23 protein-coding genes are annotated in these 23088 nt (G+C 70.7%); 10 read left to right on the top strand and 13 right to left on the bottom strand.

The window, feature by feature from the left end:
* Window positions 1-3: 3 nt before the first annotated feature.
* Window positions 4-1533, bottom strand: a complete 1530-nt coding sequence (locus ACGFJ2_RS49550; RefSeq protein ID WP_393480602.1) for a hypothetical protein — start codon at window positions 1531-1533, stop codon at window positions 4-6.
* Between the two features lie 85 nt (window positions 1534-1618).
* On the opposite strand from ACGFJ2_RS49550, the gene ACGFJ2_RS49555 reads away from it, so the two are divergent.
* A complete protein-coding gene (locus ACGFJ2_RS49555; RefSeq protein ID WP_393480604.1) occupies window positions 1619-2758 on the top strand; it encodes a sensor histidine kinase in 1140 nt (379 codons plus the stop codon).
* Window positions 2755-3411 (top strand): response regulator transcription factor, encoded by a 657-nt coding sequence (locus ACGFJ2_RS49560; protein ID WP_357957377.1) that lies wholly within the window; start codon window positions 2755-2757, stop codon window positions 3409-3411. The genes ACGFJ2_RS49555 and ACGFJ2_RS49560 overlap by 4 nt, the downstream gene beginning before the upstream one ends.
* Here the strand turns inward: ACGFJ2_RS49560 and ACGFJ2_RS49565 are convergent.
* Window positions 3408-4880 (bottom strand): helix-turn-helix domain-containing protein, encoded by a 1473-nt coding sequence (locus ACGFJ2_RS49565; RefSeq protein ID WP_393480607.1) that lies wholly within the window; start codon window positions 4878-4880, stop codon window positions 3408-3410. The genes ACGFJ2_RS49560 and ACGFJ2_RS49565 overlap by 4 nt on opposite strands.
* Window positions 4881-5138: 258 nt before the next feature.
* Here ACGFJ2_RS49565 and aceA point away from each other — a divergent pair, with 258 nt between their 5' ends.
* A complete protein-coding gene (gene aceA, locus ACGFJ2_RS49570; protein WP_357957379.1) occupies window positions 5139-6425 on the top strand; it encodes an isocitrate lyase in 1287 nt (428 codons plus the stop codon).
* A 616-nt stretch (window positions 6426-7041) separates the two neighbouring features.
* Here the strand turns inward: aceA and ACGFJ2_RS49575 are convergent.
* From ACGFJ2_RS49575 to ACGFJ2_RS49595, 5 genes are all read right to left on the bottom strand, one after another.
* Complete coding sequence (locus tag ACGFJ2_RS49575) at window positions 7042-7164, bottom strand: hypothetical protein (RefSeq protein ID WP_358202606.1); 123 nt, start codon at window positions 7162-7164, stop codon at window positions 7042-7044.
* 15 nt (window positions 7165-7179) lie between these two features.
* On the bottom strand, window positions 7180-7821 hold the full coding sequence (locus ACGFJ2_RS49580) for a hypothetical protein (protein WP_393480609.1): 642 nt from the start codon (window positions 7819-7821) through the stop codon (window positions 7180-7182).
* A 92-nt stretch (window positions 7822-7913) separates the two neighbouring features.
* Window positions 7914-9452 carry a serine/threonine-protein kinase gene (locus ACGFJ2_RS49585; protein ID WP_393480612.1) on the bottom strand — a complete coding sequence of 513 codons (1539 nt, stop codon included), beginning with the start codon at window positions 9450-9452 and terminating at the stop codon, window positions 7914-7916.
* A gap of 194 nt (window positions 9453-9646) precedes the next feature.
* Entirely contained in the window at window positions 9647-10480 is an 834-nt protein-coding gene (locus ACGFJ2_RS49590) for a siderophore-interacting protein (protein ID WP_358202628.1), read from the bottom strand.
* A 165-nt stretch (window positions 10481-10645) separates the two neighbouring features.
* A complete protein-coding gene (locus ACGFJ2_RS49595) occupies window positions 10646-11620 on the bottom strand; it encodes an alpha/beta hydrolase (RefSeq protein ID WP_358202633.1) in 975 nt (324 codons plus the stop codon).
* A gap of 130 nt (window positions 11621-11750) precedes the next feature.
* On the opposite strand from ACGFJ2_RS49595, the gene ACGFJ2_RS49600 reads away from it, so the two are divergent.
* Genes ACGFJ2_RS49600 through ACGFJ2_RS49610 form a run of 3 tightly spaced genes read left to right on the top strand, consistent with a single transcriptional unit; the run spans window position 11751 to window position 14192 of the window.
* On the top strand, window positions 11751-12647 hold the full coding sequence (locus ACGFJ2_RS49600) for an ABC transporter permease (protein ID WP_393480616.1): 897 nt from the start codon (window positions 11751-11753) through the stop codon (window positions 12645-12647).
* Complete coding sequence (locus tag ACGFJ2_RS49605; RefSeq protein ID WP_357952850.1) at window positions 12640-13428, top strand: ABC-2 family transporter protein; 789 nt, start codon at window positions 12640-12642, stop codon at window positions 13426-13428. The genes ACGFJ2_RS49600 and ACGFJ2_RS49605 overlap by 8 nt, the downstream gene beginning before the upstream one ends.
* Before the next feature lie 2 nt (window positions 13429-13430).
* Window positions 13431-14192, top strand: a complete 762-nt coding sequence (locus ACGFJ2_RS49610) for an ATP-binding cassette domain-containing protein (RefSeq protein ID WP_393480618.1) — start codon at window positions 13431-13433, stop codon at window positions 14190-14192.
* 84 nt (window positions 14193-14276) lie between these two features.
* Here the strand turns inward: ACGFJ2_RS49610 and ACGFJ2_RS49615 are convergent, their stop codons facing one another.
* Entirely contained in the window at window positions 14277-14750 is a 474-nt protein-coding gene (locus ACGFJ2_RS49615; RefSeq protein WP_358202653.1) for a hypothetical protein, read from the bottom strand.
* 129 nt (window positions 14751-14879) lie between these two features.
* Here ACGFJ2_RS49615 and ACGFJ2_RS49620 point away from each other — a divergent pair, with 129 nt between their 5' ends.
* Window positions 14880-15413, top strand: coding sequence for an MFS transporter (locus tag ACGFJ2_RS49620; protein ID WP_357952847.1), 534 nt, complete (start codon window positions 14880-14882; stop codon window positions 15411-15413).
* Between the two features lie 47 nt (window positions 15414-15460).
* Window positions 15461-16210 (top strand): YcnI family protein, encoded by a 750-nt coding sequence (locus ACGFJ2_RS49625; RefSeq protein ID WP_393480622.1) that lies wholly within the window; start codon window positions 15461-15463, stop codon window positions 16208-16210.
* 81 nt (window positions 16211-16291) lie between these two features.
* Here ACGFJ2_RS49625 and ACGFJ2_RS49630 read toward each other — a convergent pair whose 3' ends face one another.
* From ACGFJ2_RS49630 to ACGFJ2_RS49640, 3 genes are read right to left on the bottom strand one after another with little or no spacing between them, the layout of a single operon-like run.
* Entirely contained in the window at window positions 16292-17245 is a 954-nt protein-coding gene (locus tag ACGFJ2_RS49630; protein ID WP_393480625.1) for an ABC transporter permease, read from the bottom strand.
* Complete coding sequence (locus ACGFJ2_RS49635) at window positions 17232-18215, bottom strand: ATP-binding cassette domain-containing protein (protein ID WP_393480628.1); 984 nt, start codon at window positions 18213-18215, stop codon at window positions 17232-17234. Before ACGFJ2_RS49635 ends, ACGFJ2_RS49630 begins: the two co-directional genes overlap by 14 nt.
* Window positions 18212-19369: a sigma-E factor regulatory protein RseB domain-containing protein gene (locus tag ACGFJ2_RS49640; RefSeq protein ID WP_357952843.1), complete on the bottom strand. Its 1158-nt coding sequence runs from the start codon at window positions 19367-19369 to the stop codon at window positions 18212-18214. Before ACGFJ2_RS49640 ends, ACGFJ2_RS49635 begins: the two co-directional genes overlap by 4 nt.
* 145 nt (window positions 19370-19514) lie before the next feature.
* Between ACGFJ2_RS49640 and ACGFJ2_RS49645 the strand changes: the two genes are divergently transcribed.
* Both ACGFJ2_RS49645 and ACGFJ2_RS49650 read left to right on the top strand, forming a co-directional pair.
* Window positions 19515-20189 (top strand): response regulator transcription factor, encoded by a 675-nt coding sequence (locus ACGFJ2_RS49645; protein ID WP_357952842.1) that lies wholly within the window; start codon window positions 19515-19517, stop codon window positions 20187-20189.
* Window positions 20182-21528: an ATP-binding protein gene (locus tag ACGFJ2_RS49650; protein WP_357952841.1), complete on the top strand. Its 1347-nt coding sequence runs from the start codon at window positions 20182-20184 to the stop codon at window positions 21526-21528. Before ACGFJ2_RS49645 ends, ACGFJ2_RS49650 begins: the two co-directional genes overlap by 8 nt.
* Window positions 21529-21654: 126 nt before the next feature.
* On the opposite strand, the gene ACGFJ2_RS49655 is transcribed toward ACGFJ2_RS49650, so the two are convergent.
* Together ACGFJ2_RS49655 and ACGFJ2_RS49660 are read right to left on the bottom strand one after the other, a co-directional pair.
* Complete coding sequence (locus ACGFJ2_RS49655; protein ID WP_357952839.1) at window positions 21655-22524, bottom strand: LysR family transcriptional regulator; 870 nt, start codon at window positions 22522-22524, stop codon at window positions 21655-21657.
* Between the two features lie 264 nt (window positions 22525-22788).
* A complete protein-coding gene (locus ACGFJ2_RS49660) occupies window positions 22789-23070 on the bottom strand; it encodes a hypothetical protein (protein ID WP_393480633.1) in 282 nt (93 codons plus the stop codon).
* Window positions 23071-23088 lie beyond the last annotated feature (18 nt).

Here is a 23088-nt window from a genome sequence, read left to right on the forward strand (position 1 = left end):
ACGCTATCGCCAGTTCGCGGATGGGCCGGCCGGGGTACGCTTCGCGGCCGGCCACAGCACCGCCAGCGTGTACGCGCACAGCACGGCGAAGCCGGCCCATCCGGGCAGCGGGTAGTATCCGGCGGACGGCGCGTAGTGCGCGGTCACCTGCGGATACTCCACCGCCGTCTGCTGGACGGCGAAGCCCGCGGCCGGGGTGAGCCGCAGCAGCCATTGCGCCACGGCGTCGGGCAGCAGCGGCAGCGCGGCCACCGTGTAGGGCACGGCGACGAGCGCCAGCGCGAGCAGGATCGCCGCCCAGCCGCGCCGCAGCAGGACCCCGAGCCCGTACGCCAGCACACCGCACAGCGCGAGCACCGCCGCGAGGCCGATGACGACCCGGGCGCCGGTCACCGGTGACAGCGGCTGCAGGTTGACGCCCTTACCGGTCAGGATCGCCAAGCCGAGTGTCACCGCCACGCCGACGGCGACCAGACCGGCCACGAAGATCGCGCCGCCGGCCACCACGGCCCGTGCGGCCAGGACCGGGCGGGAGGCCGGCGTGCCGGACCGGGCGCCGAACCGGGCGGCCACGACCAGGACGATGATCAGTGCGATCACCAGGCCGAACAGCGCGGTCGTGACGGTCATGCCGCCCTCGCTCGGGCCGATGTCGCCGGTCCCGCTCACGGAGATGACGCCGTCCTTCTCGACCGCGCCGGAGGCGGTGTGGTACTTCTCCCAGTCGGTGTGGTTCATCTCGCCGACGGACTCGCTGCGCCACTTTCCGCCGGACGCGCCCGCCGCGTTCTCGCCGCCGGCCGCGTCCGCCGCGTTCTTGCCGCCGGCCGCGCCCCTCACGTCGACATGGTCGAAGACCCCGGTGGCCTGCGTGAACCGGACCTCCTCGATGGCACCGCCGAGTCCGACCTCCCGTAACGTGAGGTCACCGGGTGAGGCGGCGAACAGCCCGGCCTGCACCGTCTCCGGCAGGCCCGCCAGGCGTACCGTCCCGACCGTCTGCCAACTCCGGCCGTCGGCGGACTCCGCGCCGGTGATGGTGTCCCCGGACCGCGTCAGCCGCAGCCAGCGCGGGGATCCCGGTGACAGGCCGCCCGAGCTCCCGGCGATGTCCTGCCGGTAGTCGGCCTGCATCCGCACGCCGTGGTGGCCGGTCATCATGAGCGCCGCGTACGAGGAGCCCCGCCGGACGCCGTCCTTGATGATGATCCCGGCCTTGGCCCACGGCACCAGGCCGGAGACGATCTGGTCGTGGTTCGGCGGGGGGTAGGTGATCGTGCCGGTCATCGAGGTCATCCGTACGGTGATGACGCCGTTCGGGCCGAGGTCGCGGTGGTGGAACCAGAACTGGTCGTTGACGATCGAGCCGTCCGCGGCGGTCGGAGCGACCGGGCAGGGATCGCCGCAGTCGACCGTGGAGGTGAAGACCAGGCCGATGGCGATCACGATGAGGGCCGCCACCGCCAGGGCGATCAGGCGGCCGGGACGGCGGAAGGCCGTCCATTCCCGGTGGAGGAGTTGAGTGCTCAGCATGCGCTCGTTCTATGGGCGCGGGCCTAACATCACCTGAACCGGGCCTGTCATACCGTTGTTAGGTCCGTTCGGGCATGCTGGGGGCGTGATCAGGCTGCGTAAGGGCACGGTGGGGGCCCGGTTCACGATCTTGTACGCCGGGGTGTTCCTGCTGTCCGGCATCGTGCTGCTGGCCCTGACCTTCGTGTTGTCCGACACCGAGGTCGCCTCCGTGGGGCCGCCCCCGCCGGGCGGCGACGGCATGACCGGGGCGCAGCGGCACATTCTCCAGTTGCAGCGGCAACTGGGCGACACGGAGGCGAACCAGTCCCGGCAGCTGCTGGTCGGCTCCCTGCTCGCGCTGGTGGTGATGGCGATCGTGTCCCTGCTGGTCGGCCGGGCGCTGGCCCGCCGGGTGCTGCGCCCGCTGCGGCTGATCACCGCGGCGACCCGGCACATCTCCGCCGACAACCTGGACCGGCGGCTGGCCGTCAGCGGCCCGGCCGATGAGGTGAAGGACCTCGCCGACACCATCGACGGCCTGCTGGAACGGCTGGAGGCGTCGTTCGCCGCCCAGCGCCGGTTCGTCGCCAACGCCTCGCACGAGCTGCGGACCCCGCTGGCGACCATGCGGGCCTCGCTGGACGTCGCGGTCGCCAAGCCCGGCGTGCCGGCGCAGACGCTCGTCGTGGGGGATCGGCTGCGTACCCAGCTGGACCAGGTGGATCAGCTGCTCGACGGCTTCCTGGTGCTGGCGCGGGCCCAGCACGGCGCCCTGGCCGAGGCCGCCGGCGTCGACCTGGATGATCTGGTCACGCGGGCGCTGAGCGACCATTCCGCCGGGATCGCGGCGAAACGGCTGAACGTGACCACACAACTGCGGGCGGCGGGCACCCGGGGCGATCCCGCGCTGCTCTCCCGGATGGTGCAGAACGTGATCGACAACGCCGTGGCGTACAACGAGGAGGACGGCTGGATCCACGCCGAGACCGTCCGAGAGGGCGCCGAGGTCCGGTTCGTCGTGCAGACCGGCGGACGCGTCCTCGCCCAGGGGGACGTGGATCGGCTCGCGCGGCCCTTCGAACGGCTCGGCGCCGACCGCACCGGCTCCGAGAACGGCTCCGGCCTCGGATTGTCCATCGTGGCGGCGATCACGGCGGCGCACGGCGGACGGCTCGACCTGCTCGCCCGGCCGCAGGGCGGCCTGGGGGTCTCGATCGCGCTGCCGGCCGGGGCGACGGCATGAGGATCATGGTGGTCGAGGACGCGCGGCCGCTCGCCGAGGTCGTCGCCGAAGGGCTGCGCGATCAGGGGATGGCGGTCGACATCACCTACGACGGGCTGAGCGCCGCCGCCAAGCTGGAGCTCACGGAGTACGACGTCGTGGTTCTGGACCGCGACCTGCCCGGCCTGCACGGCGACACGCTGTGCCAGATGATCAGCGAGCGGCCGGACCGCCCGATGGTGCTGATGCTGACCGCGGCCGGGGCGCCCGGCGACCGGGTCAGCGGTCTGACCCTGGGCGCCGACGATTACCTCGCCAAGCCGTTCCACTTCCCGGAGCTGGTCCTGCGCGTCCAGGCGCTGGCCCGCCGCAGGCCGGACGCGCGCCCGCGGACCCTGCGCGCCGCCGGGATCGAGCTGGACCCGATCCACCGGACCGCCGTGCGCGACGGGAGGCAGCTGAACCTTTCGGTGAAGGAGTTCGCCCTGCTGCAGGCGTTGCTGCGGGCGAGTCCCGGCTTCCTCAGCGCCGAGGAGCTGCTGGAGCGGGTCTGGGACGAGAACGCCGACCCGTTCACCAACACCGTGACCGTGACCATCGGCCGGCTGCGCCGCAAGCTGGGCGAACCACCGGTCATCACCACCACCCCCGGCGTGGGCTATCGGCTCGCCTAGATCGCTGCGGCGTGCCGTTCCAGGAAGGTGTAGACGTCGGCCTCGTCCACTCCCGGGAACGACCCCGGCGGCAGGGCGGCCAGGACGTGCGAGTTGGCGCGCGCCGAAGGCCAGGCGTAGCCCTCCCAGCGTTCGGCCAGCTCGGTGGGCGGGCGGCGGCAGCAGTCGCCGTTGGGGCAGTTGGATTTGGTGCGATTGGTGGTCTCCCTGCCCCGGAACCACCGCGACTCCCTGAACGGCACCCCGAGCGTGATCGCGAAGTCCCGCTCCCGCGACGGGTCCACGTGCGCGACGCAGAAATAGGTGCCGGTGGGCGAGTCCGAGTACTGGTAGAACACCGAGAACCGGTCCGGCGAGGAGAACACCTGGCGGCCCGACCACTGCAGGCACATCCGCTGCCCCTCGATCGCCCCCTGCTCGTCGGCGGGGAAGACGATCCCGTCGTTCTCGTACGCCTTGTAGATCGTGCCGCCCGCGTCGTTGCGGACGAAGTGGCAGACCAGATCGAGGTGGTGGGTGGCCAGGTTCGTGAAGCGGTGCGCGGCCATCTCATAGGACACCGCGAACACATCACGCAGGTCCTCCACCGACAGCGCCCGGTCCGATTTGGCCTCCTGCAGGTAGAGGGCCGCGGCCTTCTCCGGTACGAGTACGGCGGCGGCGAAGTAGTTGGCCTCGGTGCGCTGGCGCAGGAAGTCGGCGAAGTCGCGCGGCTTGCCGTGGCCGAGCGCGAGGTGGCCGAGGGTCTGCAGCAGGATGGTCCGAGGGGTGTGCATGCCGAGTTGCTCGTGCTTGACGTAGATGCGGCGGTTGCGGAGGTCGGTGATGGAGCGTACGGATCTGGGGAGGTCCTGAGCTGTGTGCACCGTGAAGCCGAAATGGGTGACGAGGCCCTGGACCGTGCTCTGGGACAGGGCGCCGGTGCGGTAGCCGACCGAGGTCAGCGCCTCGGCGGCGGCCTTCTCGATCTCGGGGAAGTAGTTGCCGACCTCGCGCTGGCGGCGTCTCAGCTCGGCGTTCGCGACCCTGGCCTCTTCCGGGGTGGCGGTGCCCCGCGCCTGCCGGGCGCGCAGCTCTCCGTACAGGCCGAGGAGGTGTTCGAGCACATCGTTCGGCACGCGCGCGGAGACCTTGAGGCGGGGCAGGCCGAGGCTCGCGTAGATCGGGTCGCGCTGGGCCTCTTCCAGGGCGATCTCGAGCTGGGCACGGCGGTTGGGCGGCTGACGGCGCAGCAGCTCCTCGACGGGGACGCCCAGCGCGGCGGCCAGCGACTTGAGCAACGTGAGCTTCGGTTCGCGCTTGCCGTTCTCGAGCAGCGACAGCTGGCTGGGCGCCCTGCTGACCCGCGCCCCCAGGTCGGAGAGGGTCAGGCCACGCTGTTTGCGCAGGTGACGAAGGCGTTGCCCAAACGCGATGAGATCAAGCTCCTGCGTCAAAGACAGCGGTTCTTCGCCTAGCAAGGACGCCATGCGAGCATCTTAGACAGAAATTCCGGCCATTTTCTAGACATCGGAGGTCGGAGTGCCGGGGGTGTCGCAGCCTCCTGGAGCCCCTTCACATTGGTCTAGTCCATATGGAAAACTTGCCTTTTATTCTCCGCCGAACAACGGCCAAACCTTCATATTTCGCGAAATTTGCTGCTTCTTCTACTCGAAGGAGGCTATTTTGCCACGTCGGCCCGGGCACAGACTCGGCACAGGCCCCAGGGGACGACAAAGGAGTGAAAAATGAACGATCGCCTCAAGGGAGCTGCTGAGCAGCTGCAGGACGAATGGGACAACGACCATCGCTGGGCGGGCGTCGAACGGACCTACAGCGCCGAGGATGTGATCAAGCTTCGCGGGAGCGTCCAGGAGGAGCACACGCTGGCCCGGCTCGGCGCCGAGCGGTTGTGGGGCCTCCTGCACACCGAGGACTACGTGCACGCGCTCGGCGCGCTCACCGGAAACCAGGCGGTGCAGCAGGTGAAGGCCGGACTTCAGGCCATCTACCTGTCCGGCTGGCAGGTCGCGGCCGACGCGAACCTGGGCGGCCACACCTACCCGGACCAGAGCCTGTATCCGGCGAACTCCGTGCCCGCCGTCGTGCGCCGGATCAACAACGCGTTGCTGCGTGCCGACCAGATCACCTGGTCGGAGGGCCTCCAGGACGCCCCGCACTGGCTGGCGCCGATCGTGGCGGACGCCGAGGCGGGGTTCGGCGGCGTGCTCAACGCCTTCGAGCTCATGAAGGGCATGATCGCCGCGGGTGCGGCGGGCGTGCACTGGGAGGACCAGCTCGCCTCCGAGAAGAAGTGCGGCCACCTGGGCGGCAAGGTGCTGATCCCGACCGGCCAGCACATCAAGACGCTGAACGCCGCCCGCCTGGCCGCCGACGTGGCCGGTGTCCCGACTCTGATCATCGCGCGGACCGACGCCCAGGCCGCGACGCTCCTGACCAGTGACGTGGACCCCCGCGACCAGGCCTTCGCCACCGGCGAGCGGACCGCCGAGGGCTTCTACCGGGTCCGCAACGGCGTCCAGGCGTGCATCGCGCGCGGCCTGGCCTACTCACCGCACTCCGACCTGCTCTGGATGGAGACCGGTACGCCCGACCTCGACGTGGCCCGCGAGTTCGCCGAGGCGATCAAGGCCGAGTACCCGGACCAGATGCTGGCCTACAACTGCTCACCGTCGTTCAACTGGAAGAAGCACCTGGACGACTCCACGATCGCCAAGTTCCAGCGGGAGCTGGGGCACATGGGGTACAAGTTCCAGTTCATCACGCTGGCCGGGTTCCACTCGCTGAACTACTCGATGTTCAACCTGGCTCAGGGGTACGCCTCGGACGGCATGACGGCGTACGTGGACCTGCAAGAGGCGGAGTTCGCGGCCGAGTCGCGCGGCTACACCGCCACCCGCCACCAGCGCGAGGTCGGCACCGGCTACTTCGACCTCGTCAGCACCGCCATCGCCCCCGACTCCTCGACGACCGCGCTGCGCGGCTCCACGGAGGAAGAGCAGTTCGCCCACTAGTTTCCCAATCTCGCCGGCCACCTCCAGGGCATGGGATGGTTCCCCCGGCGATGGGCCGCGCCAGTCTCCCCCCGGCCTGGCGCGGCCCACTTTCGTGCGCACCATCCGCTCTGGGAACGGGACGAACCCGAGCAGCGGATGGTAGGCGAACCGGCCCGGCTCATGAGCGACGCGCCAGCAGCACGTCAGCCGTCCCAGCGTCGGTAGGGCGCGTTTTCGTTGGGACACGCCAATGTCAAAACTGCGCGAAAACGTGGGCTCGTACGGCAAGGCCCCGTATCGTGCCAGGTAGAGGGCCTTCTCCTACTGGATCCACCCCGGACGGCGTCCACTGCGCATGCCGCGCATGGAGCCTGCTTCGGATGGGGTTCTTCGTCGGACAGGAGTTGGTTCGTATGGACCTGCAACGTGCGCTTCTTATAGCGCTCGCGATAGTCGCCTCCACCAGCATCGCGACTGCTCTCATGCTCGCGGACGGCTCCACGTGGCCCGCCGCACTCCTAACTGGCCTCGCCGCCGGCGGCGCCGTTTTGTGGGGGCTGCTCGGCTGTTTCAGGCGCCACCCATAGACGCAAGGAAGGGACCCGGCTCTTCTCCAGGTTGGGCCTCTTCCTCGTCACCCCGGCACGGTTGGGGCCGCCAGGAACAGCCCGTCCGGCAGCCGCCGCCCTCGCCCGTCGCGCCGTTCGACGCGTGCGACCCAGCCGTGCCGTGCCGGCTCGACGGGCGCTGCCCGCACGTCGCTCAGGCTCGCCTACATCTTCCACCTCGCGTCCAGCGTGTCGCCGGGTTTGTCCGCGGTGCGGAGCTCGACGTCCCCGCCGGCCGACGTGGGACGCGAGGCGGGATCCTTTGACAGGCGGCCACCACGAGATCGCGCAGGTCCCCGAGGTCGGGCAGGTCGGGCTCGCCGTTGGTGATCCGGTTGACCGTGCCCGCCATAGAGCCGCCGTCGAAGGGCGAGCGGCCGGACGCCGCCGACACCAACGTCGCCGCCCACGAGAACAGGTCGGCCGGGGGGTTCGGCGGCGGCCCCGCCGAGCCGTTCGGGCGCGGTGAAGGCGGGCACGTCCACCTTGCGGGTCGTGGCGGACGCCGTGCCCGCCATCGCCCGGCCGATGCCGAAGTTGATCAGGCGCAGGAAGCGCTCCTGGTCGATCTCCGGATGCAGCAGCTTCACCACGACAAGCTCCGCCCCCGACGGCGGCGGAGCCGATTCGAACTGCGACGGCGACGACGGCTCAAACTCCGACTCCGACGACGATGGCGGCGGCGATTCATCCGTTCCTGCGGGGTTCGGCGTGCCGACGAAGACGTCCGGGCTCAGCCGTCCGATCAACCGGTACACACCCACCTGGACGGGCTCTTCCTCGCGCAGCGGTTCGAACTCCGGCATCCGGATTTCTCCTCCCGGCACAACCAGGCCGCAGATCACCAATCATGGTGACTTGCCGCCAGGAATCGCAGGGGTTGCCAGCGATCCGGGGCTCAGGAGGAGCCGGTGGCCGGAGCGGTGACCGTTTCCGATACCGATGGGGTGACCGACGGGTCCGGCGACTCACCGGGGCCGTCCTGCGGGATCGTGGTGATGGACGCCGACGGTGGCGGGCAGTCGCGCCTGGCCGAGCCGCCGCGTCTCTTCCCCGCGGGGCCGGCACAGCCGCCCGTGTCAGCGTCGCCCGGTTCGCCCGGTTCGTACGTGGTCGGCGGATGCCAGGCCGTCTTCCGCTCGGGCGAGGGGTCGAGCACGATGACCGGGGCGGTCGTACGGGCCCGGGTGGCGGACACCGGCGGCGAGGTGATCGCCGTGCCCGCGACGGTGGCCGGGACGCTGGTCAAAGGCGTGATAGCGGGGCGCCTGGTGGAGTCGGCGCTCTCGTACGGCTGGACGACGGGCCGGTTCTCCGGCGGCGGAGAGGCCCCGCCGATGCTCGGACCACCACCGCCGCCGCCCGACGCCGCGATCACGGTGACGGCCGCGATGGAGACCGTGGCCAGCGCCGCGAAGGTGGCGTGCGACAGGTGCGCCCCGGCCTTGGCCCTGCGTCCGCGCTTCGGCGTGGTCGTCGCCTCCTCGCCGGTCTCAGGCGTGAGCCGTACCCCTTCGCCGGTCTCGGGCGCGAGCCGCAGCCTGCCCGCTCCGGGCGGATAGGGCACGGGCGTCCAGATCTCCGCGAGTACGCCCGCCACCGCGGTCCGCAGGTCCCACGGATCGCCCACGCCCCCGGCGGCGAGCAGGACGCGCAACAGGTCGGCGGCCTTGGGCCGGTCGCCGGGCGCCTTGGCCAGCGCCGCCTCGACCGCGGGCCGCAGCAGGGCGGGCACGCCCTCGACGCGCGGCGCCTCGAACAGGATGCGGCGGGTCAGCACATCGGCCTCGCCGCCGCCGAACGGGTGGTGCCCCGTGGCGGCGAACGCCACCAGGCAGCCCCACGCGAACACGTCCGACGCGGGCACGGCGGGCCCGCCGGTCAGCCGCTCGGGCGCCACCCAGCCCGGACTGCCCATGACCTGTCCCGCCTGCGTGTGTGCCGCCAGCGTGTCGACGTCTCGGGCGATGCCGAAGTCGATCACCCGCGGCCCGTCCTCGGACAGCAGTACGTTGCCCGGCTTGAGGTCGCGGTGGACCAGCCCCGCGTCGTGCACGGCGACCAGCGCCGCCGCCACGCCGAGCCCGGCGCCGTAGGCGAGGTCGGGCGTGAGCGGGCCGCGCGCCATCACGACCTGGGACAGGGCGGGGCCTGGAATGTACTCGGTGACCAGGTACGGGCGGTCCCGGTCGGTGCCGTCCTCGATCACGGCCGCGGTGCAGAAGGGCACGATTCGCCGCGAAAATGCGACTTCCTCCGCGAAACGGGCCCGCAACGTGGGATCGTTGAGGTGTACCGCGTGCGGCGTCTTCAGCGCCACCAGACCGCCCCGCGGGTGTTCGGCCAGATAGACCACCCCCATGCCGCCGATGCCGAGGCGGCCGAGGAGCAGGTATCTGCCGATGATGACCGGGTCGCCCACCGTAAGCGGCCGCACGCCTGGAGGCATGTCGCTCGCACCACGCGCCATCGGTTCTCCGCTCGCTGTCTGGGACACGGCCAAAGCACACTGTCGTCCCATTCGAGCGGGGTTTCCGCATGGTTTTCACAAGGGGTATCGGAGGTAAGGCGGTCGTGCCTCCACGGTAAGTAAGTGGTGTGACTCGATGGCCTGAAGTGGCGTTTTACCACCTAGCCGAGGGCCGCTGCCTCCTCGGCCTCGACCTGGCGGTTCCAGTCGCGCTTCGCGGCCCGCCAGCCCTCGTCGTCGGCGCCGAGCCGCCAGTAGCCGGAGATCGACAGCTGCTCCATCGGCACCTTGCGCTCGACCCGGAGATGGCGGCGCAGCTCCTTGACGAACCCCGCCTCACCGTGGACGAACGCGTGCACGTCACCGTCGGGGAACTCCAGCTCGCGCACCGCCTTCACCAGCGCCTCACCGACGGGCGCGCCGCCGCGGTGCAGCCAGACGAGCCGCGTCTCACCCGAGACCCGCAGCTTCTGCTCCTCCTCCGGCCCGTCGACCTCGAGGAAGGCGTAGGCGGTGGCGCCGTCGGGCAACGCCTCCAGCGCGGCCGCGATGGCCGGGAGCGCGCTCTCGTCGCCGACGAGCAGGTGCCAGCCCGCCTCCGGGCGCGGCGCGTAGGCGCCGCCGGGGCCGAGCATGAACAGCTCGTCACCGGGCACGGCCCGCGCGGCCCACGGCCCGGCGATGCCCTCCTCGCCGTGGTAGACGAAGTCGAGCGTCATCTCCCCGGCGTCGGGGTCCCAGGCGCGCACGGTGTAGCTGCGCAGCCGCGGCCAGACCTCCCGTGGCATGGTCTCGCGTACATGCTGGACGTTGAACGGGACCGGATAGTCGACCCCCTCGTGCGGGAAGACCAGCTTGACGTAGTGATCGGTGAGACCCGAGGTGGCGAAGTCCCGTAGATCCTCACCACCGACCACGACACGGATCATGTGCGGCGTGATCCGCTCCGTACGTATCACTACGCCACGATGGTGATCTCTGGGCTTGTCAGCCATCGGAACACTCCTCAAATATTAGGTATGCCTAACCTACACCCTGATTCCCGGTCTGGTCAGGGCGAGCGGCCACGGGCAACGACAAAGACCTGATTCCCGCACACCATTCACTCGCCGCGACCCATCCAGCATCGCATCACGACGACCACCCTGAACCCCAAGGGGTCAGGCCGCGTCCTCCAGAGAGGACGACCGCACCGCCGCGACCGCGGCGAAGAACCTCGTCATGTGCCGGAAGGCCAGCCTGCCCTCGGGCAGCACGTCGGCCAGGATCGGGAACACGTGCGGCATTCGCCGCCACTCCTCATACGTCACCGGCACCCCCGCCAGCCTGGCCTTGACCGCCACGCGCCGGGCCTCGTCCCGGAGCACCTCCGTCGAACCGGTGACGATCATGAGCGGCGGCAGGCCGGTGAAGTCGCCGAGCACGGGCGACACGAGGGGATCACGCGAGTCCAGGCCGGAGGTCCAGCGCCGGGCCAGCCAGCGGATGCGGCCGGCCGGCAGCATCGGGTCCTGCCAGCGGTTCGCGCGCTTGGGCAGGTCCGTCAGGTCGGCCCAGGGCGACAGGCAGACGGCCGCGGCCGGGAGTGGCAGGCCGCGGTCGCGCAGGGCGAGCAGGGTGACGAGGGTGAGGTGCCCGCCCGCCGAGTCGCCGCCGAACAGGACGTCCTCGGGCGCGTACCCCCGCTTCAGCAGGCAGTCGTAGGCGTCCAGCGCGTCGCTCAGGGAGTCGGCCAGCTTGTGGACCGGTCCCTGGCGGTAGTCGAGGGCGAGCACCGGGCGGCGGGCCGCGACGGACAGGCGCCAGGTGATCGGCCGGTGTGTCCTGGGCGAGCAGGAGAAGTAGCCGCCGCCGTGGAAGTACAGCAGCACCTTGCCCTCGTCGGGCGCCGCGCCCGCGCGTACCCACTCACCGCCGCACGCGGAGAAGGCGGCCGGCTCGACGTCCACGTGGCCGGGCGGCCGTAACGGCACCAGCCGGCCCAGCTCGCCGAGCCGGGCGGCGCAGTCGATCGTCACGGGGTGGCGCATCAGGAGGTGGGAGGCCGGCTTGAGGGTCCCGCGCATCAGGCCGGTGACCGCGCGAGCCTGCCAGCTCAGTGGATAGTCGGGAGTGACGTCCCTGTCCAAGTCCATATATCCCTCCGATGAATCTCCTTCCCCCCAGAACATCGCTCTACTCGCAAGTAAGTATCTCCTCGCTTACGGGACTATTTCCGCGATGTGTCACAACAGGCCGAATGGCGGTCGCGCGTCGTTTATCGCGTTGCGGATCGCCGACCGGAAAGCAGATAATTCAAGGCTTCCATCGGCTGACCCGCGTGCGGGTCCGGGCACGGTTGGTCACCGTGTCATCACTATCCGGAGGTGCAAAACCATACCGCTCTATGCCCGGCTGGTCCGGTACGGCTTCCGCAAACACGCCACCTACGTCTGGGCCGCGATCGCGGGCGCCTTCACCAACAGCGTCTTCGGCATCCTTCGCGCCTACATCCTCATCGCCCTCTGGCAGGCCAGACCCGGCCTGGCCGGCTACGACGTCACCCAGGCCGTCACGTTCTGCTTCATCACCCAGGCCCTCATCGGCCCGATGCAGCTGTTCGGCACCGGCCTGGCCATCCCCGAGCGGATCCGCAGCGGCGACATCGCGCTCGACCTCGTCCGACCCGCCTCGCTCCTGCTCTGGTCCCTGTCGGAGGACCTGGGCCGGGCCTGCTACCTGTTCCTGGTGCGCGGCATCCCGCCGATGCTGCTGGGCGCCGCGTTGTTCGGCGTCACCTATCCGGCCGGACCCGGGCAGTGGTTCGCCTTCCTCGCCGGCTTCCTGGCCGGGATGATCGCCAGCTTCGGCTGGCGCTACCTGGTCTCGCTGTCGGTCTGCTGGCTGATCGACGAGCGTGGCGTGGGGGCGTTCTCGCTGGTGCTCACCACGCTCTTCAGCGGGATGCTGCTGCCGCTCAGCCTGTTCCCCGGCCTGCTCGGCGACCTGGCCAAGGCGCTGCCGTGGGCCGCGATGGTCCAGGCACCCACCGACCTCTACCTCGGCAAGGCGCCTGTCCTGGAGACCCTGGCCTTCCAGAGCTGCTGGGCTGCCGCGCTGCTCGCCGCCGGTGCGCTCGGCACGCGGGCGATCCGCCACAAGGTGGTGATCCAGGGTGGTTAGCACATATTTCCTGCTGGCCTGGACCTGGACCCGCGCCGCGATGGCCTACCCGGCCTCGTTCGTCCTCACGATCGTGCTCGGCCTGTTCGTGGCGGGCACCGACGTGGCGGTGATCCTCATCATCTTCGCCAACACCACCTCCCTGGCCGGCTTCTCCCGCGAGGAGACGCTCTTCCTGTACGGCACCGCGAACCTGGCCTTCTGCCTGTGCGACCTGCTCGTCGGCAACATCGACCGGATCAGCCAGCACATCAAGGCGGGCACGTTCGACACCATTCTGATCAGGCCCGTGAGCGCCTGGATCCAGCTGGCGACCGACCGTTTCCTGCCGACCCGCGCCGGCCGCGTCCTGCAGGCGGCGATCGTGCTCGGCTACGCGATCAGCGCCCTCGACCTCGACTCCGGACGGCTCTGGATGGTCCCCGTCATGATCGCGACGGGGATGGTCATCTTCGGGGCGCTCTGGACGCTGACCGGGGCACTGCAGTTCGTGCTGACCGACGCGCCCGAGGTGACCAACGCCTTCACCTACGGCAGCGGCCAGCTCACTCAGTACCCGTTCGCCATCTACGGCCGCGACCTGGTGCGCGGGGTGACCTACGTGCTGCCGCTGGCCTTCATCAACTGGCAGCCCGCCCTCTACGTGCTGGACCGGGACGACCCGTTCGGCACGCCGGGCTTCATGCGCTTCCTCGGGCCGGTCGCGGCCCTGGTCCTCGCCCTGCTCGCCGGGTTCGCCTGGCGCCTGGGCATCCGGCACTACCGATCCACGGGGAGTTAGGGATGATCGAGCTCGACCAGGCCGGGCGCTCGTTCAAGGTGCGAAGGAGTCTCAAGCTCAGGGGGAACCTCGTGCACGCCGTACGCGACCTGTCGTTCACCGTGGCGCCGGGAGAGTTCGTCGGCTACCTCGGCCCCAACGGCGCCGGCAAGTCCACCACGATCAAGATGCTGTGCGGCATCCTGACACCCACGTCGGGGCGGGTGCGGGTGGCCGGGCTCGACCCCTCGCGCAAGCGCACGACGCTGGCGCGGCGCATCGGCGTGGTGTTCGGGCAGCGTACGACGTTGTGGTGGGATCTTCCGCTGCGGGACAGCTTTGAGCTGATCCGACTCCTTTACAAAGTAGATCGCAAGGTCTTCAAGACGCGGCTCGACGAGCTGACCGAGACGCTCGACCTGGGGAGCTTCACCCGCACGCCGGTGCGTCAGCTCAGCCTGGGCCAGCGCATGCGCGGCGACCTGGCCGCCGCGCTGCTGCACGCGCCGGACGTGCTGGTGCTCGACGAGCCGACCATCGGGCTCGACGTGGTCAGCAAGTCGAGCATCCGGGCGTTCCTGCGCCGGCTCAACGCCGAGCAGGGCACGACCGTCCTGCTGACCACGCACGACCTGGGCGACATCGAACGGCTCTGCCGCCGGGTCATGCTGATCGACCACGGACGGCTGGCGTTCGACGGCACGCTCGACGAGCTGATGGCCACGGCGCCCGAGAAGTCCACGATCGAGGACGTGGTCACCCACCTCTACACGGGCAGCCGCTGAGTACCCGACTCCCACGAGCACCCGTGAGAGCGAGACGTTCATGCGGACGCCGGCCCGCATGAACGCCGGCCTCGAGGACGACGATCAGTAATAGCCGCCCTGGGGGCTCTCCTCGTAGTCCTCATCCTCGTCCTCGTGCCGCCGCGACCAGCGCGACGGCATCAGCACCGGGATGAACAGGGCGACCCCGAGCAGGGCGAACACGCCCGAGGTCAGCAGCGTCTTGTCGCCGGTGCCGATGTCCCTGATGATCTGGTTCACCGACGGCTCGGCGGGGATCAGGGAGATCGCCCGGTTCACATCGAGGGAGTAGACCACGGTCCAGGCCAGCAGCACCATCGAGGGCACGAACGTGGCCATCGGCGAGACCCGGCCCGCCACCACGAGTCCCACGACCAGCCCGACCGCCGCCATCGCGCCGAGGGCGATCCACATCTTCTGGCCGCCGACGGGGTTGGCCGACGCACTGGATAATGCCTGCTGGACGGCCCAGCCGCCGCCTCCCAGCACCGCTGCGGTCACCACGACGCCGATGAGCAATCCTGCAAAGTGCCGCAACGTTCTCACCTCAATGTCAACGTGTTCGGCACGACCCTAGCGACAATTGCCGCAAATCGACCAGCATTGCGCGGCTTGGGAGTAGCGGTCTCCCCGATCTCTGCCCCCGTGAGAGCATGTGACACACCCATGCGCGCGGAACTTCCCCTCAGGCTCGCGCGGACGGCCGCCTTCGCCGCCGTCTGCGTGGGACTCGCCGCGCTCGCGCACGCGATGGGCGGCGGTTCGGTTCCCCCGCCGCACACGGCCGCGCTCGGCCTCGGCGCCGTGCTGCTGCCGGCCCTGGCGCTGAGCGCCCGGGAGCGCTCGGCCGCGACGATCAACGTCGCGCTGATGTGCGCCCAGTTCGGGCTGCACGAGCTGTTCGGCGCCGACGGCACCGCCTACGTCATCTCGCACTCGCACGGCCGCGGGCTCGGCCAGGCCGCCGGCATGCTGTTGGCGCACCTGACGGCCACGCTGATCACGGGATGGTGGCTGGCGCGCGGCGAGAGCGCGCTCTGGGCGTTGCTGCACCGCCTCGGTCACCGTCTGGCGCTGCTGCGCCCGGTCGCCGTTCCCGCCGTGCGGCCGGCCGTCCCGATGGTGATCGTACGGATCGTCCCCGTCGATCCGCTGCTCCTGCACTGTGTCGCCAGGCGTGGCCCTCCACTGCCCGCCTGATCCTCTGACACCTTTTCGACCCCCGCTCATTCCAGTGGAGATCCATCATGTCCTTCGTGCGACGTACGGCCACGATCCTGGCCGCCGCCACCGCCATCACCGCCGGCCTCGCCCTTCCCGCGCTGGCCCACGTCACGATCAACCCGGGCACCGCCGAGCAGGGCGGCTTCAGCAAGGTCGCCTTCCGGGTGCCCAACGAGCGCGACGACGCCTCGACCGTCAAGGTCGAGGTCTCCTTCCCCACCGACCACCCGCTGGCGTTCGTCTCGGTCAAGCCGGTGCCGGGATGGAGCGTCAAAGTCACCGAGGGCAAGCTGCCCAAGCCCGTCAAGACCGAGTACGGCGATCTGAAGGAGGCCGTCACCAAGGTCGTCTGGTCGGGCGGGAAGATCGGCAAGGGCGAGTTCCAGGAGTTCGAGGTGTCCATGGGGCAGTTGCCCACGGACACCGATCAGCTCGCGTTCCCGACGACGCAGACATACTCCGGCGGCGAGGTGGTCAAGTGGGCGGACGCCCCGAAGGCGGACGGCAGCGAGGCGGAGCACCCGGCTCCGACGCTCAAGCTGACCCCCGCGACCGCGTCCGACTCGCACCACAGCGGCTCCCCGTCGGCCGCCGCGTCAGCCCCCGCGGCCTCGGCGCCGGCCTCCGCTGACGGCATGGCCCCGTCGGTCAGCAAGGTAGCGGCCGGCTCGGCCTCGGACGGCACCGCGCGCCTGCTGGGCGGTGCCGGGCTCGTGGTCGGTGTCATCGGCATCGTGGTCGCCGTCCTGGCCCTGCGCCGCCGCCCGTCCTGACGTACGGGCGGCTCAGGGCGGCTCTTAATTGATGGCGGACCGCCGAGACGGTCCGGGTCGGATCTCACCGGCCCGGACCGCTCAGGAGGTGATGTCCTTGCCCGAGAAGCGGGCCCACGCGATGGAGCCGAACAGCAGGATGTACGCCCCGAAGACCAGCAGCCCCTGACCGAGACCCGCGAAGTCGACGGGACTGCGCAGCACCGCGTCGAACTTGGTCCACCAGCTGGGCAGCAGGTAGGGCGTGATCGCCTCGAGCTGCGGGATCGCCCTGAGCACCTGGGTGACGATGATCAGGACCATCGTCGCCGCGATGGCGCCGATGGACACCTCGGTGAACGTCGACAGGGCCACCGCCACGGCCGCCAGGGCCGCCATGCCCGCGCCCACGTACCCGACGGTGAGGAGGATCCGCAGCAGGCCCTCGGCCACCGAGATGGTGCTGCCCGACAGCAGCGTCACCGGCCCCACCGGGAACAGGATCAGCCCGGTGACGAGCGCCGACAGCGCCACCACGACGGTGATCGCGTAGCCGAACACCACCGCGTTGAGGTACTTCACGACCAGCAGCCTCGTCCGGCCGGCGGGCGCGGCGAGCAGGTAGCGCAGCGTCCCCGCGCCCGCCTCGCCCGCGATCGAGTCGCCGCCGACCACGCTCACCGCGATCGGCATCAGCAGCAGCACCAGGAAGGAGAACGAGGCGAACGTCAGCATGAGGCTGTTGCCCGCCACAGCGCCGATGAGCCCGCCGACCGCCTCGTCGGCGCTGGCGATGCGCAGCGCGATGCCGATCAGCACCGGCACGCTCGCCAGGACGGCCAGCATCACCTGATTGCGGGGCCGCCGGAACGTCAGGCCGAGCTCGGAGCCGAGCAGCCGCCAGAACGCCGACGCCAGGCGCACCGGCGGCCCGGCCGGCTCGGCCGGCTCGGATGAACCGGGCGCCGAGGACGGCCGCCGCTCGGCGGTGCGCATCGTCTCGGTCACCGGCACCAGCCCCGGCGTCCGGCGCTCCTGCGTCTCAGCCGTCGACATCGAATCCCTCCCCTGTCAGTCCCACGAACACGTCCTCCAGGCTCGGCCGTACAACGGCCAGGCCGCGCACGGCGACGCCCTCCCGCACCAGCGTCGCGTTGATGTCCTCGGGCGCGTGCGCGCCCAGGTCCGCCGTCACCGCCGCGACGCCCTCGTCAGGCGTGCGCACGTCGGCCAGGCCGAGCGTGCCGAGCACCCGCGCCGCGTCGGCGACGTCCGGTGTCTCGACTCTGACGCGGGTGGTGAGGCCGCCGTTGAGCGAGGCGATCGTGCCCTGGGCGACCAGGTTGCCGGCCCGCATGATCGCGGCGTGCGTGCACATCTGCTCGACCTCGGTCAGCAGGTGCGAGGAGACGAAGACCGTGGTGCCGTCGGCGGCGATCTCCTTGACCAGCGCGCGTACCTCGCGGGTGCCCTGCGGGTCGAGCCCGTTGGTGGGCTCGTCGAGTATGAGCAGCTCACGGGGTCCGAGCAGGGCGGCGGCGATGGCCAGGCGCTGGCGCATGCCGAGTGAGTAGTTGCGGAAGCGCTTGCCCGCGGCCGCCGACAGGCCGACCCGCTCCAGGGCCTCGGCGACCCGCTTCTTCGCGGTGCGGCCGGAGGCGGTGGGGTCGGCGGCGTCGAAGCGGTACAGGTTCGCCTCGCCCGACAGGTACGGATAGAACGCCGGCCCCTCGACCAGCGCCCCCACCCGGGGCAGTGCGTCCGCCAGGGGCAGGCCGAGCACGGAGTACTCGCCGGCCGTGGGCGCCACCAGGCCGAGCAGCATGCGGATCGTGGTGGTCTTGCCCGAGCCGTTGGGCCCGAGGAAGCCGAAGACCGATCCGCGCGGCACGGTCAGGTCCAGTGCGTCGACCGCGACCTGGCCGCCGCGGAAGCGCTTGGTCAGGCCCTGGGTGACGATCGCCGAGTCGCCGGAGGGCGGGGCCGCCCCGAAGGGCGCCCCCGCTTCATGCGTGACAACGGTCACTTGGTGCCCGCCGCCTTGGTGATCTCCTCCGGCGTGACCGCGCCGACCAGCAGCCGGCCGTCGTCGGTCAGCAGCGCGGTGACGAGCTTGGTCTTGATCAGCTTGCCCGAGCCCCACGTGCCGCTGACGGGGGTGGCCGTCTTGAGCACGTTCTGGACGAGCGCGCTCGGGTCGGCGCCCTCCGAGCCGCCCTTCCAGTGGCTGCCCGGCTTGCCGTCGGACGGGGTCTCGGCCGGCTTGGCCGTCAGGTCCGCCAGCGTGGCGGGCAGGACCGCGACCCTGCTCCAGCCGGCGCCGACGACCTTCGCGCCCTTGGCGGCCTCCTTGGCCGACTCCGTCTTCTGCTCGGCGTGCTCGGCGTCACGGCCGGCACCGAGCGTCTCCTCCTTGACCTTGGCGCCCGCGGGCGGGGTGAAGGAGAAGTTCTCCTCCGCCGGCGGCGTGAAGGTCACCTGGGTGAAGCCGACCTGGAAGGCCGGCTCGGCCGAGCCCTTGGCGAAGACCTGGACCTGCAACGGCATGTACGTCTCACCGTCGAGCGCCAGCCGCACCTCCTGCACCAGCGAGCCCTCGTCCTTGGGGGCGAGCACGAGCTGGTAGGCGGCACGGCCGGCCACCTGGGCGTTGTTGGTCACCCGGATCGCGGTGTGCTCGTCGGCGTTGGCCAGGAGCTTGGCCGCCACCTGCTGCGGGGTCACGTCGGCCGGCCCCGGCGTGGGCAGCTCGTGCGGCTTCTCGGCGCCCTTCGCCACCTTGATCTTGGTCGCCGTGTTGTCGCCGCTGTCCCAGTACCAGATCTGGTCACCGTTGACGATCAGGTTGGACTCGTCGAACTGCGTCGGCATGGCGACCCTCAGCTTGTCGCCGGCGCCGTACCAGACCTTCACCTCGTGCGAGCCGGACAGCAGGCTCAGCGGCGACGTGCCACCCATGTCGGGCAGTGCGGGCAGACCGAGCGAAGCGGTCTGCTGCACGGTGCCGGACATGGGCGGCGGGCCGGCCTTGTCCTTGGTGGCCGCCGCGGCGTCGGCGAGCAACTGCTGCGCCGTACGCTCGGGCAGCACTGGATCGCCGCTGACCGCGGCGATGACCGGACCGGCCCCCATAGCTCCGGCGATCACGGCCGCGGCCGCGATCGGAACTCCCCATCTCACGAACGTTCCTCTGCGCATCTCACTCCTTAACGGTATGTCGATGACCAGAGCCTGCGTCATGCATGCTTAGGCGAGCCTGAGACCAGCTGAGACGGCTCTCAGCCTTCTCAGCGTGGTCACAGGGGAGGAACGGGAGAATCGCCACATGAGAGTACTTGTCGTCGAGGATGAGCGGCGGATGGCGGCCGCGCTGCAGCGGGGGCTCCAGGCCGAGGGGTTCGCCGTGGACCTCGCCCACGACGGCGAGCAGGGACTGCACGCGGCCAGGCACGGCGACTACGACATCGTGGTGCTCGACATCATGCTGCCCAGGCTGTCGGGCTACAACGTGTGCAAGCAGTTGCGCGCCGAGGAGAACTGGGTGCCGATCCTGATGCTCTCCGCCAAGGACGGCGAATACGACATGGCCGACGGCCTCGATCTGGGCGCCGATGACTACCTGACCAAGCCCTTCTCGTACGTGGTGCTGGTGGCCAGGCTGCGCGCGCTGCTGCGGCGCGACTCCGGGCGGCGGCCCGCCGTGCTGACGGCGGGCGACCTGACGCTGGACCCCGCGCGGCGCAGGGTGGAGCGGGGTGAGCAGGTGATCGAGCTGACGCCCAGGGAGTTCGCGCTGCTGGAATATCTGCTGCGCCGGCGCGACGAGGTGGTGTCGAAGTCGGAGATCCTGGAGCACGTGTGGGACACCTTCGACACCGACCCGAACGTGGTGGAGGTCTACGTGGGCTACCTGCGGCGCAAGATCGACGCCCCGTTCGGCAGGAACGCCCTGCAGACCGTGCGCGGCGCGGGCTACCGGCTGGCGGGCGACGGTGGCTGACTCGCCGCTGCTCTGGTGGCGCCGCCAGGGGCTGCGCTTCCGGCTGACGGTCGTGGCCGCCGCCGTCCTCGCGCTCGCGCTGGCCATCTCGGCGTCGGTGCTGCTGACCGTCCTGGACCGGGCCCTCATCGGCACCGTGGACGACTCGACCAGGCAGCAGGCCCAGACCGTGCGGGTGCAGGCCGACGCGGGCACGCTGACCAGCCCGATCGCCACCCACGACGGCACGATCGTGCAGGTGATCGACGCGGCGGGCCGCATCACGGACGTCACGTACGGCGCCGACCGGCTGGTCCCGCTGCTGGACGCGCGGGAGCGGGCCGAGGTGCTGCGCGACGGCCAGGCGACGTTCCTGGACGGCCGGCCGTTCGCGATCTCGGGGCCGCTGCGCGTGGTGGTCATCAGCGCCGACCATGGCAGGACCGTGGTCGCGGCCCGGCCCATCGGCGAGATCCAGACCAGCCTCGGTACGGCCGGCCGGGTGCTGCTGGTCGGCACGCCGATGCTCATCGTGGCACTGGCCGTGGCGAGCTGGGTGGTCATCGGCCGGACGCTGCGGCCGATCGCCGCGCTGCGCAGGGGCGCCGCCGAGATCACGCACACCGCCAGGTCGCGCCGGCTGCCGGTGCCCGAGTCACGCGACGAGGTGCACTCGCTGGCCACCACGCTCAACGACATGCTGGCCCGGCTGGAGGAGGCCGAGCAGCGTCAGCGGGCGCTGGTCTCCGACGCCGCGCACGAGCTGCGCAGCCCGCTGGCCAGCATCCGGCTGCAGCTGGAGGTGGCGCTCGGCCATCCGGAGGGCCAGGACTGGCCGGAGACGGCCGAGGGCGTGATGGAGGACGCGATGCGGCTGTCCAGGCTCGCCGAGGACCTGCTGGCGCTGGCCCGTCTGGACGAGCGCGGTGGCGTGCCGGCCAGGCGCGAGCCGGTCGATCTCGACGAGGTGGTACGCCAGACCGTCGACAGGTACGGCGAGGCCCGGCTGACCGTGTGCGATCCCGTCGTGGTCCGCGGCGACGCGCTGGACCTGAGCCGGGTGCTGACGAACCTGGTGGACAACGCCGTACGGCACACCTCGTCGAAGGTGGAGGTGGCGCTGACGGCCGACGGGGTGCTGACGGTGACCGACGACGGGCCCGGCATTCCCGAGCAGGATCGCGAGCGGGTGTTCAACCGGTTCACCCGGCTGGACTCGGGCCGCAGCCGCGACGAGGGCGGCGCTGGGCTGGGCCTGGCCATCGTCCGGGAGACCGTGCGGGCGCACGGGGGCGGGGTGCATCTGGAGGACGCCGCACCGGGGCTGCGTGCGGTCGTGCGGCTGCCGGTGGCGAGATGAGGAGGGGGTTCGCGCACGGGGTGCGTGCGGGGTTCGTACGGGGTTTCTGCGGGGGGTTCGTGCGGGGGTGAGTCCTCGCTTCCGGCCGGGCGCGGCGGCGGCCGAAGGCGATGTGCTCAGGACGGGTCAGGCGGCGCTGCCCTTTTCGGCGGCGGCCAGGAAGTCCTGGGCGATCAGCGGCAGGCGGCGACGGGCGTGCACGACGGCGATGACGCGGCGGACCGCGGGTTCCAGCGAGCGCACCACGAGGCCCGCCCGACCGGCCTGTTCGGCCATGCCGCGGTACCACAGCAGTGACGCCTGGCCGGTGCGTACGGCGTTGAGCCAGCCGTTGCGCTCGTCGGTTTCGAGCACGACGACCGGGCTGACGGCGTACTTGCCGAACATCGCGTCGAGTTCCCTGCGCCGGACGCTGCCCCGTGCGGGCAGGGCCAGGCGCATCCCGTCGAGCTTGCCCATGGGCACGGGATTGGGCAGTTCGAGGCCGGGCGGGGAGATCAGCACGATCTCCTGGCGTTCGAGCGGATGGGTGATCAGATCGGTGGGTACGGGCAGATCGGTCAGGCCGAGGTCGGCCCGCTGATCCCTGATGGCGTTGACGACGGCGTCACGGCCGTCACAACGGACGATGTGCACGCGGACACCTGGGTGCTCGGCGGTGTAGGCGGGCAGCAGCCGTCCGGCCAGGCCGGGTTCGAGGCTGGGCGTGGCGGCGATGCGGAGCTCCGCCTCCCCTGTGCTGCCGTGATTGGACAGGCTCTCGATCTCGTGTACGGCGTCGAGGGCCTCCCTTGCCAGTTTGACCACCCGCCGGCCTTGTGCGGTGACGACGACACCGCGTCCGGACCTGGCGAAGAGCGTCATGCCGAGTTCCCGTTCCAGATCGCGGATCGCGCGCGAAAGCGCAGGTTGCGCGATATAGAGCGATCTGGCCGCGTCGGTCATGGTGCGGTGCTCCGCAGTCGCGACCACGTAGCGGAGCTGCTGGAGGTTCATGTCAAAGAAGCTAGGACACCAGCTGCCGCGCGGTCCGGGACATAGCAGAGATCACCTCGAATGATTTCGGACCGTAGCCAGACACCGCGACTTCTGTGACGGGTGATAAATCGGTATGCTTCTGCCCCAAATTCGGCAAATGTCCAACCAGTGACGTACCAAGTCACCCTTTACGGACAACCGAGTCAAGGGGGATACACGGTGACAGGCAACGGGCAGCATCCACCCCCGCCTCAGGGGCCAGGTCAGCCCCTGCGGCCACCGTCACGTCCGTGGCCGCCGCCGGGTCACCGCGAGCCGCAGTCCCAGAGTTACGGTCATCCGGGGCAGCAGCCGCCTCCCCCGCCTGGACCGGTCTATCCGCCGCCTCCGCCGGGGCCCGTCTATCCGCAGGGGCCGGTGCATCCCCCGCAGGGCCAGCCGTACGGGGCGCCGCCCCAGGGGCAGCCGTACCCGCCCCAGGGGCAGCCGTACCCGCCAAGCGGGCAAGGCCGGCCGCACCCGCCAGGCGGGCCGTATGGGCCGCCACAGGGCGGCTCCTGGCATCCGCAGCAGCCGCCTCCT

Origin of the sequence: Nonomuraea sp. NPDC049028, from assembly GCF_043197735.1 — a bacterium.
Taxonomy (GTDB): domain Bacteria; phylum Actinomycetota; class Actinomycetes; order Streptosporangiales; family Streptosporangiaceae; genus Nonomuraea.

Bases quoted from the DNA above. Each gene is read 5' to 3' on its own strand.
- ACGFJ2_RS49565 (WP_393480607.1), bottom strand. From the start codon at position 4,880: ATGGCGTCCTTGCTAGGCGAAGAACCGCTGTCTTTGACGCAGGAGCTT.
- ACGFJ2_RS49625 (WP_393480622.1), top strand. From the start codon at position 15,461: ATGTCCTTCGTGCGACGTACGGCCACGATCCTGGCCGCCGCCACCGCC.
- ACGFJ2_RS49630 (WP_393480625.1), bottom strand. From the start codon at position 17,245: ATGTCGACGGCTGAGACGCAGGAGCGCCGGACGCCGGGGCTGGTGCCG.
- ACGFJ2_RS49655 (WP_357952839.1), bottom strand. From the start codon at position 22,524: ATGAACCTCCAGCAGCTCCGCTACGTGGTCGCGACTGCGGAGCACCGC.
- ACGFJ2_RS49645 (WP_357952842.1), top strand. From the start codon at position 19,515: ATGAGAGTACTTGTCGTCGAGGATGAGCGGCGGATGGCGGCCGCGCTG.
- ACGFJ2_RS49610 (WP_393480618.1), top strand. From the start codon at position 13,431: ATGATCGAGCTCGACCAGGCCGGGCGCTCGTTCAAGGTGCGAAGGAGT.
- ACGFJ2_RS49595 (WP_358202633.1), bottom strand. From the start codon at position 11,620: ATGGACTTGGACAGGGACGTCACTCCCGACTATCCACTGAGCTGGCAG.
- ACGFJ2_RS49660 (WP_393480633.1), bottom strand. From the start codon at position 23,070: ATGCCAGGAGCCGCCCTGTGGCGGCCCATACGGCCCGCCTGGCGGGTG.
- ACGFJ2_RS49560 (WP_357957377.1), top strand. From the start codon at position 2,755: ATGAGGATCATGGTGGTCGAGGACGCGCGGCCGCTCGCCGAGGTCGTC.
- ACGFJ2_RS49550 (WP_393480602.1), bottom strand. From the start codon at position 1,533: ATGCTGAGCACTCAACTCCTCCACCGGGAATGGACGGCCTTCCGCCGT.
- ACGFJ2_RS49580 (WP_393480609.1), bottom strand. From the start codon at position 7,821: ATGCCGGAGTTCGAACCGCTGCGCGAGGAAGAGCCCGTCCAGGTGGGT.
- ACGFJ2_RS49590 (WP_358202628.1), bottom strand. From the start codon at position 10,480: ATGGCTGACAAGCCCAGAGATCACCATCGTGGCGTAGTGATACGTACG.
- aceA (WP_357957379.1), top strand. From the start codon at position 5,139: ATGAACGATCGCCTCAAGGGAGCTGCTGAGCAGCTGCAGGACGAATGG.
- ACGFJ2_RS49620 (WP_357952847.1), top strand. From the start codon at position 14,880: ATGCGCGCGGAACTTCCCCTCAGGCTCGCGCGGACGGCCGCCTTCGCC.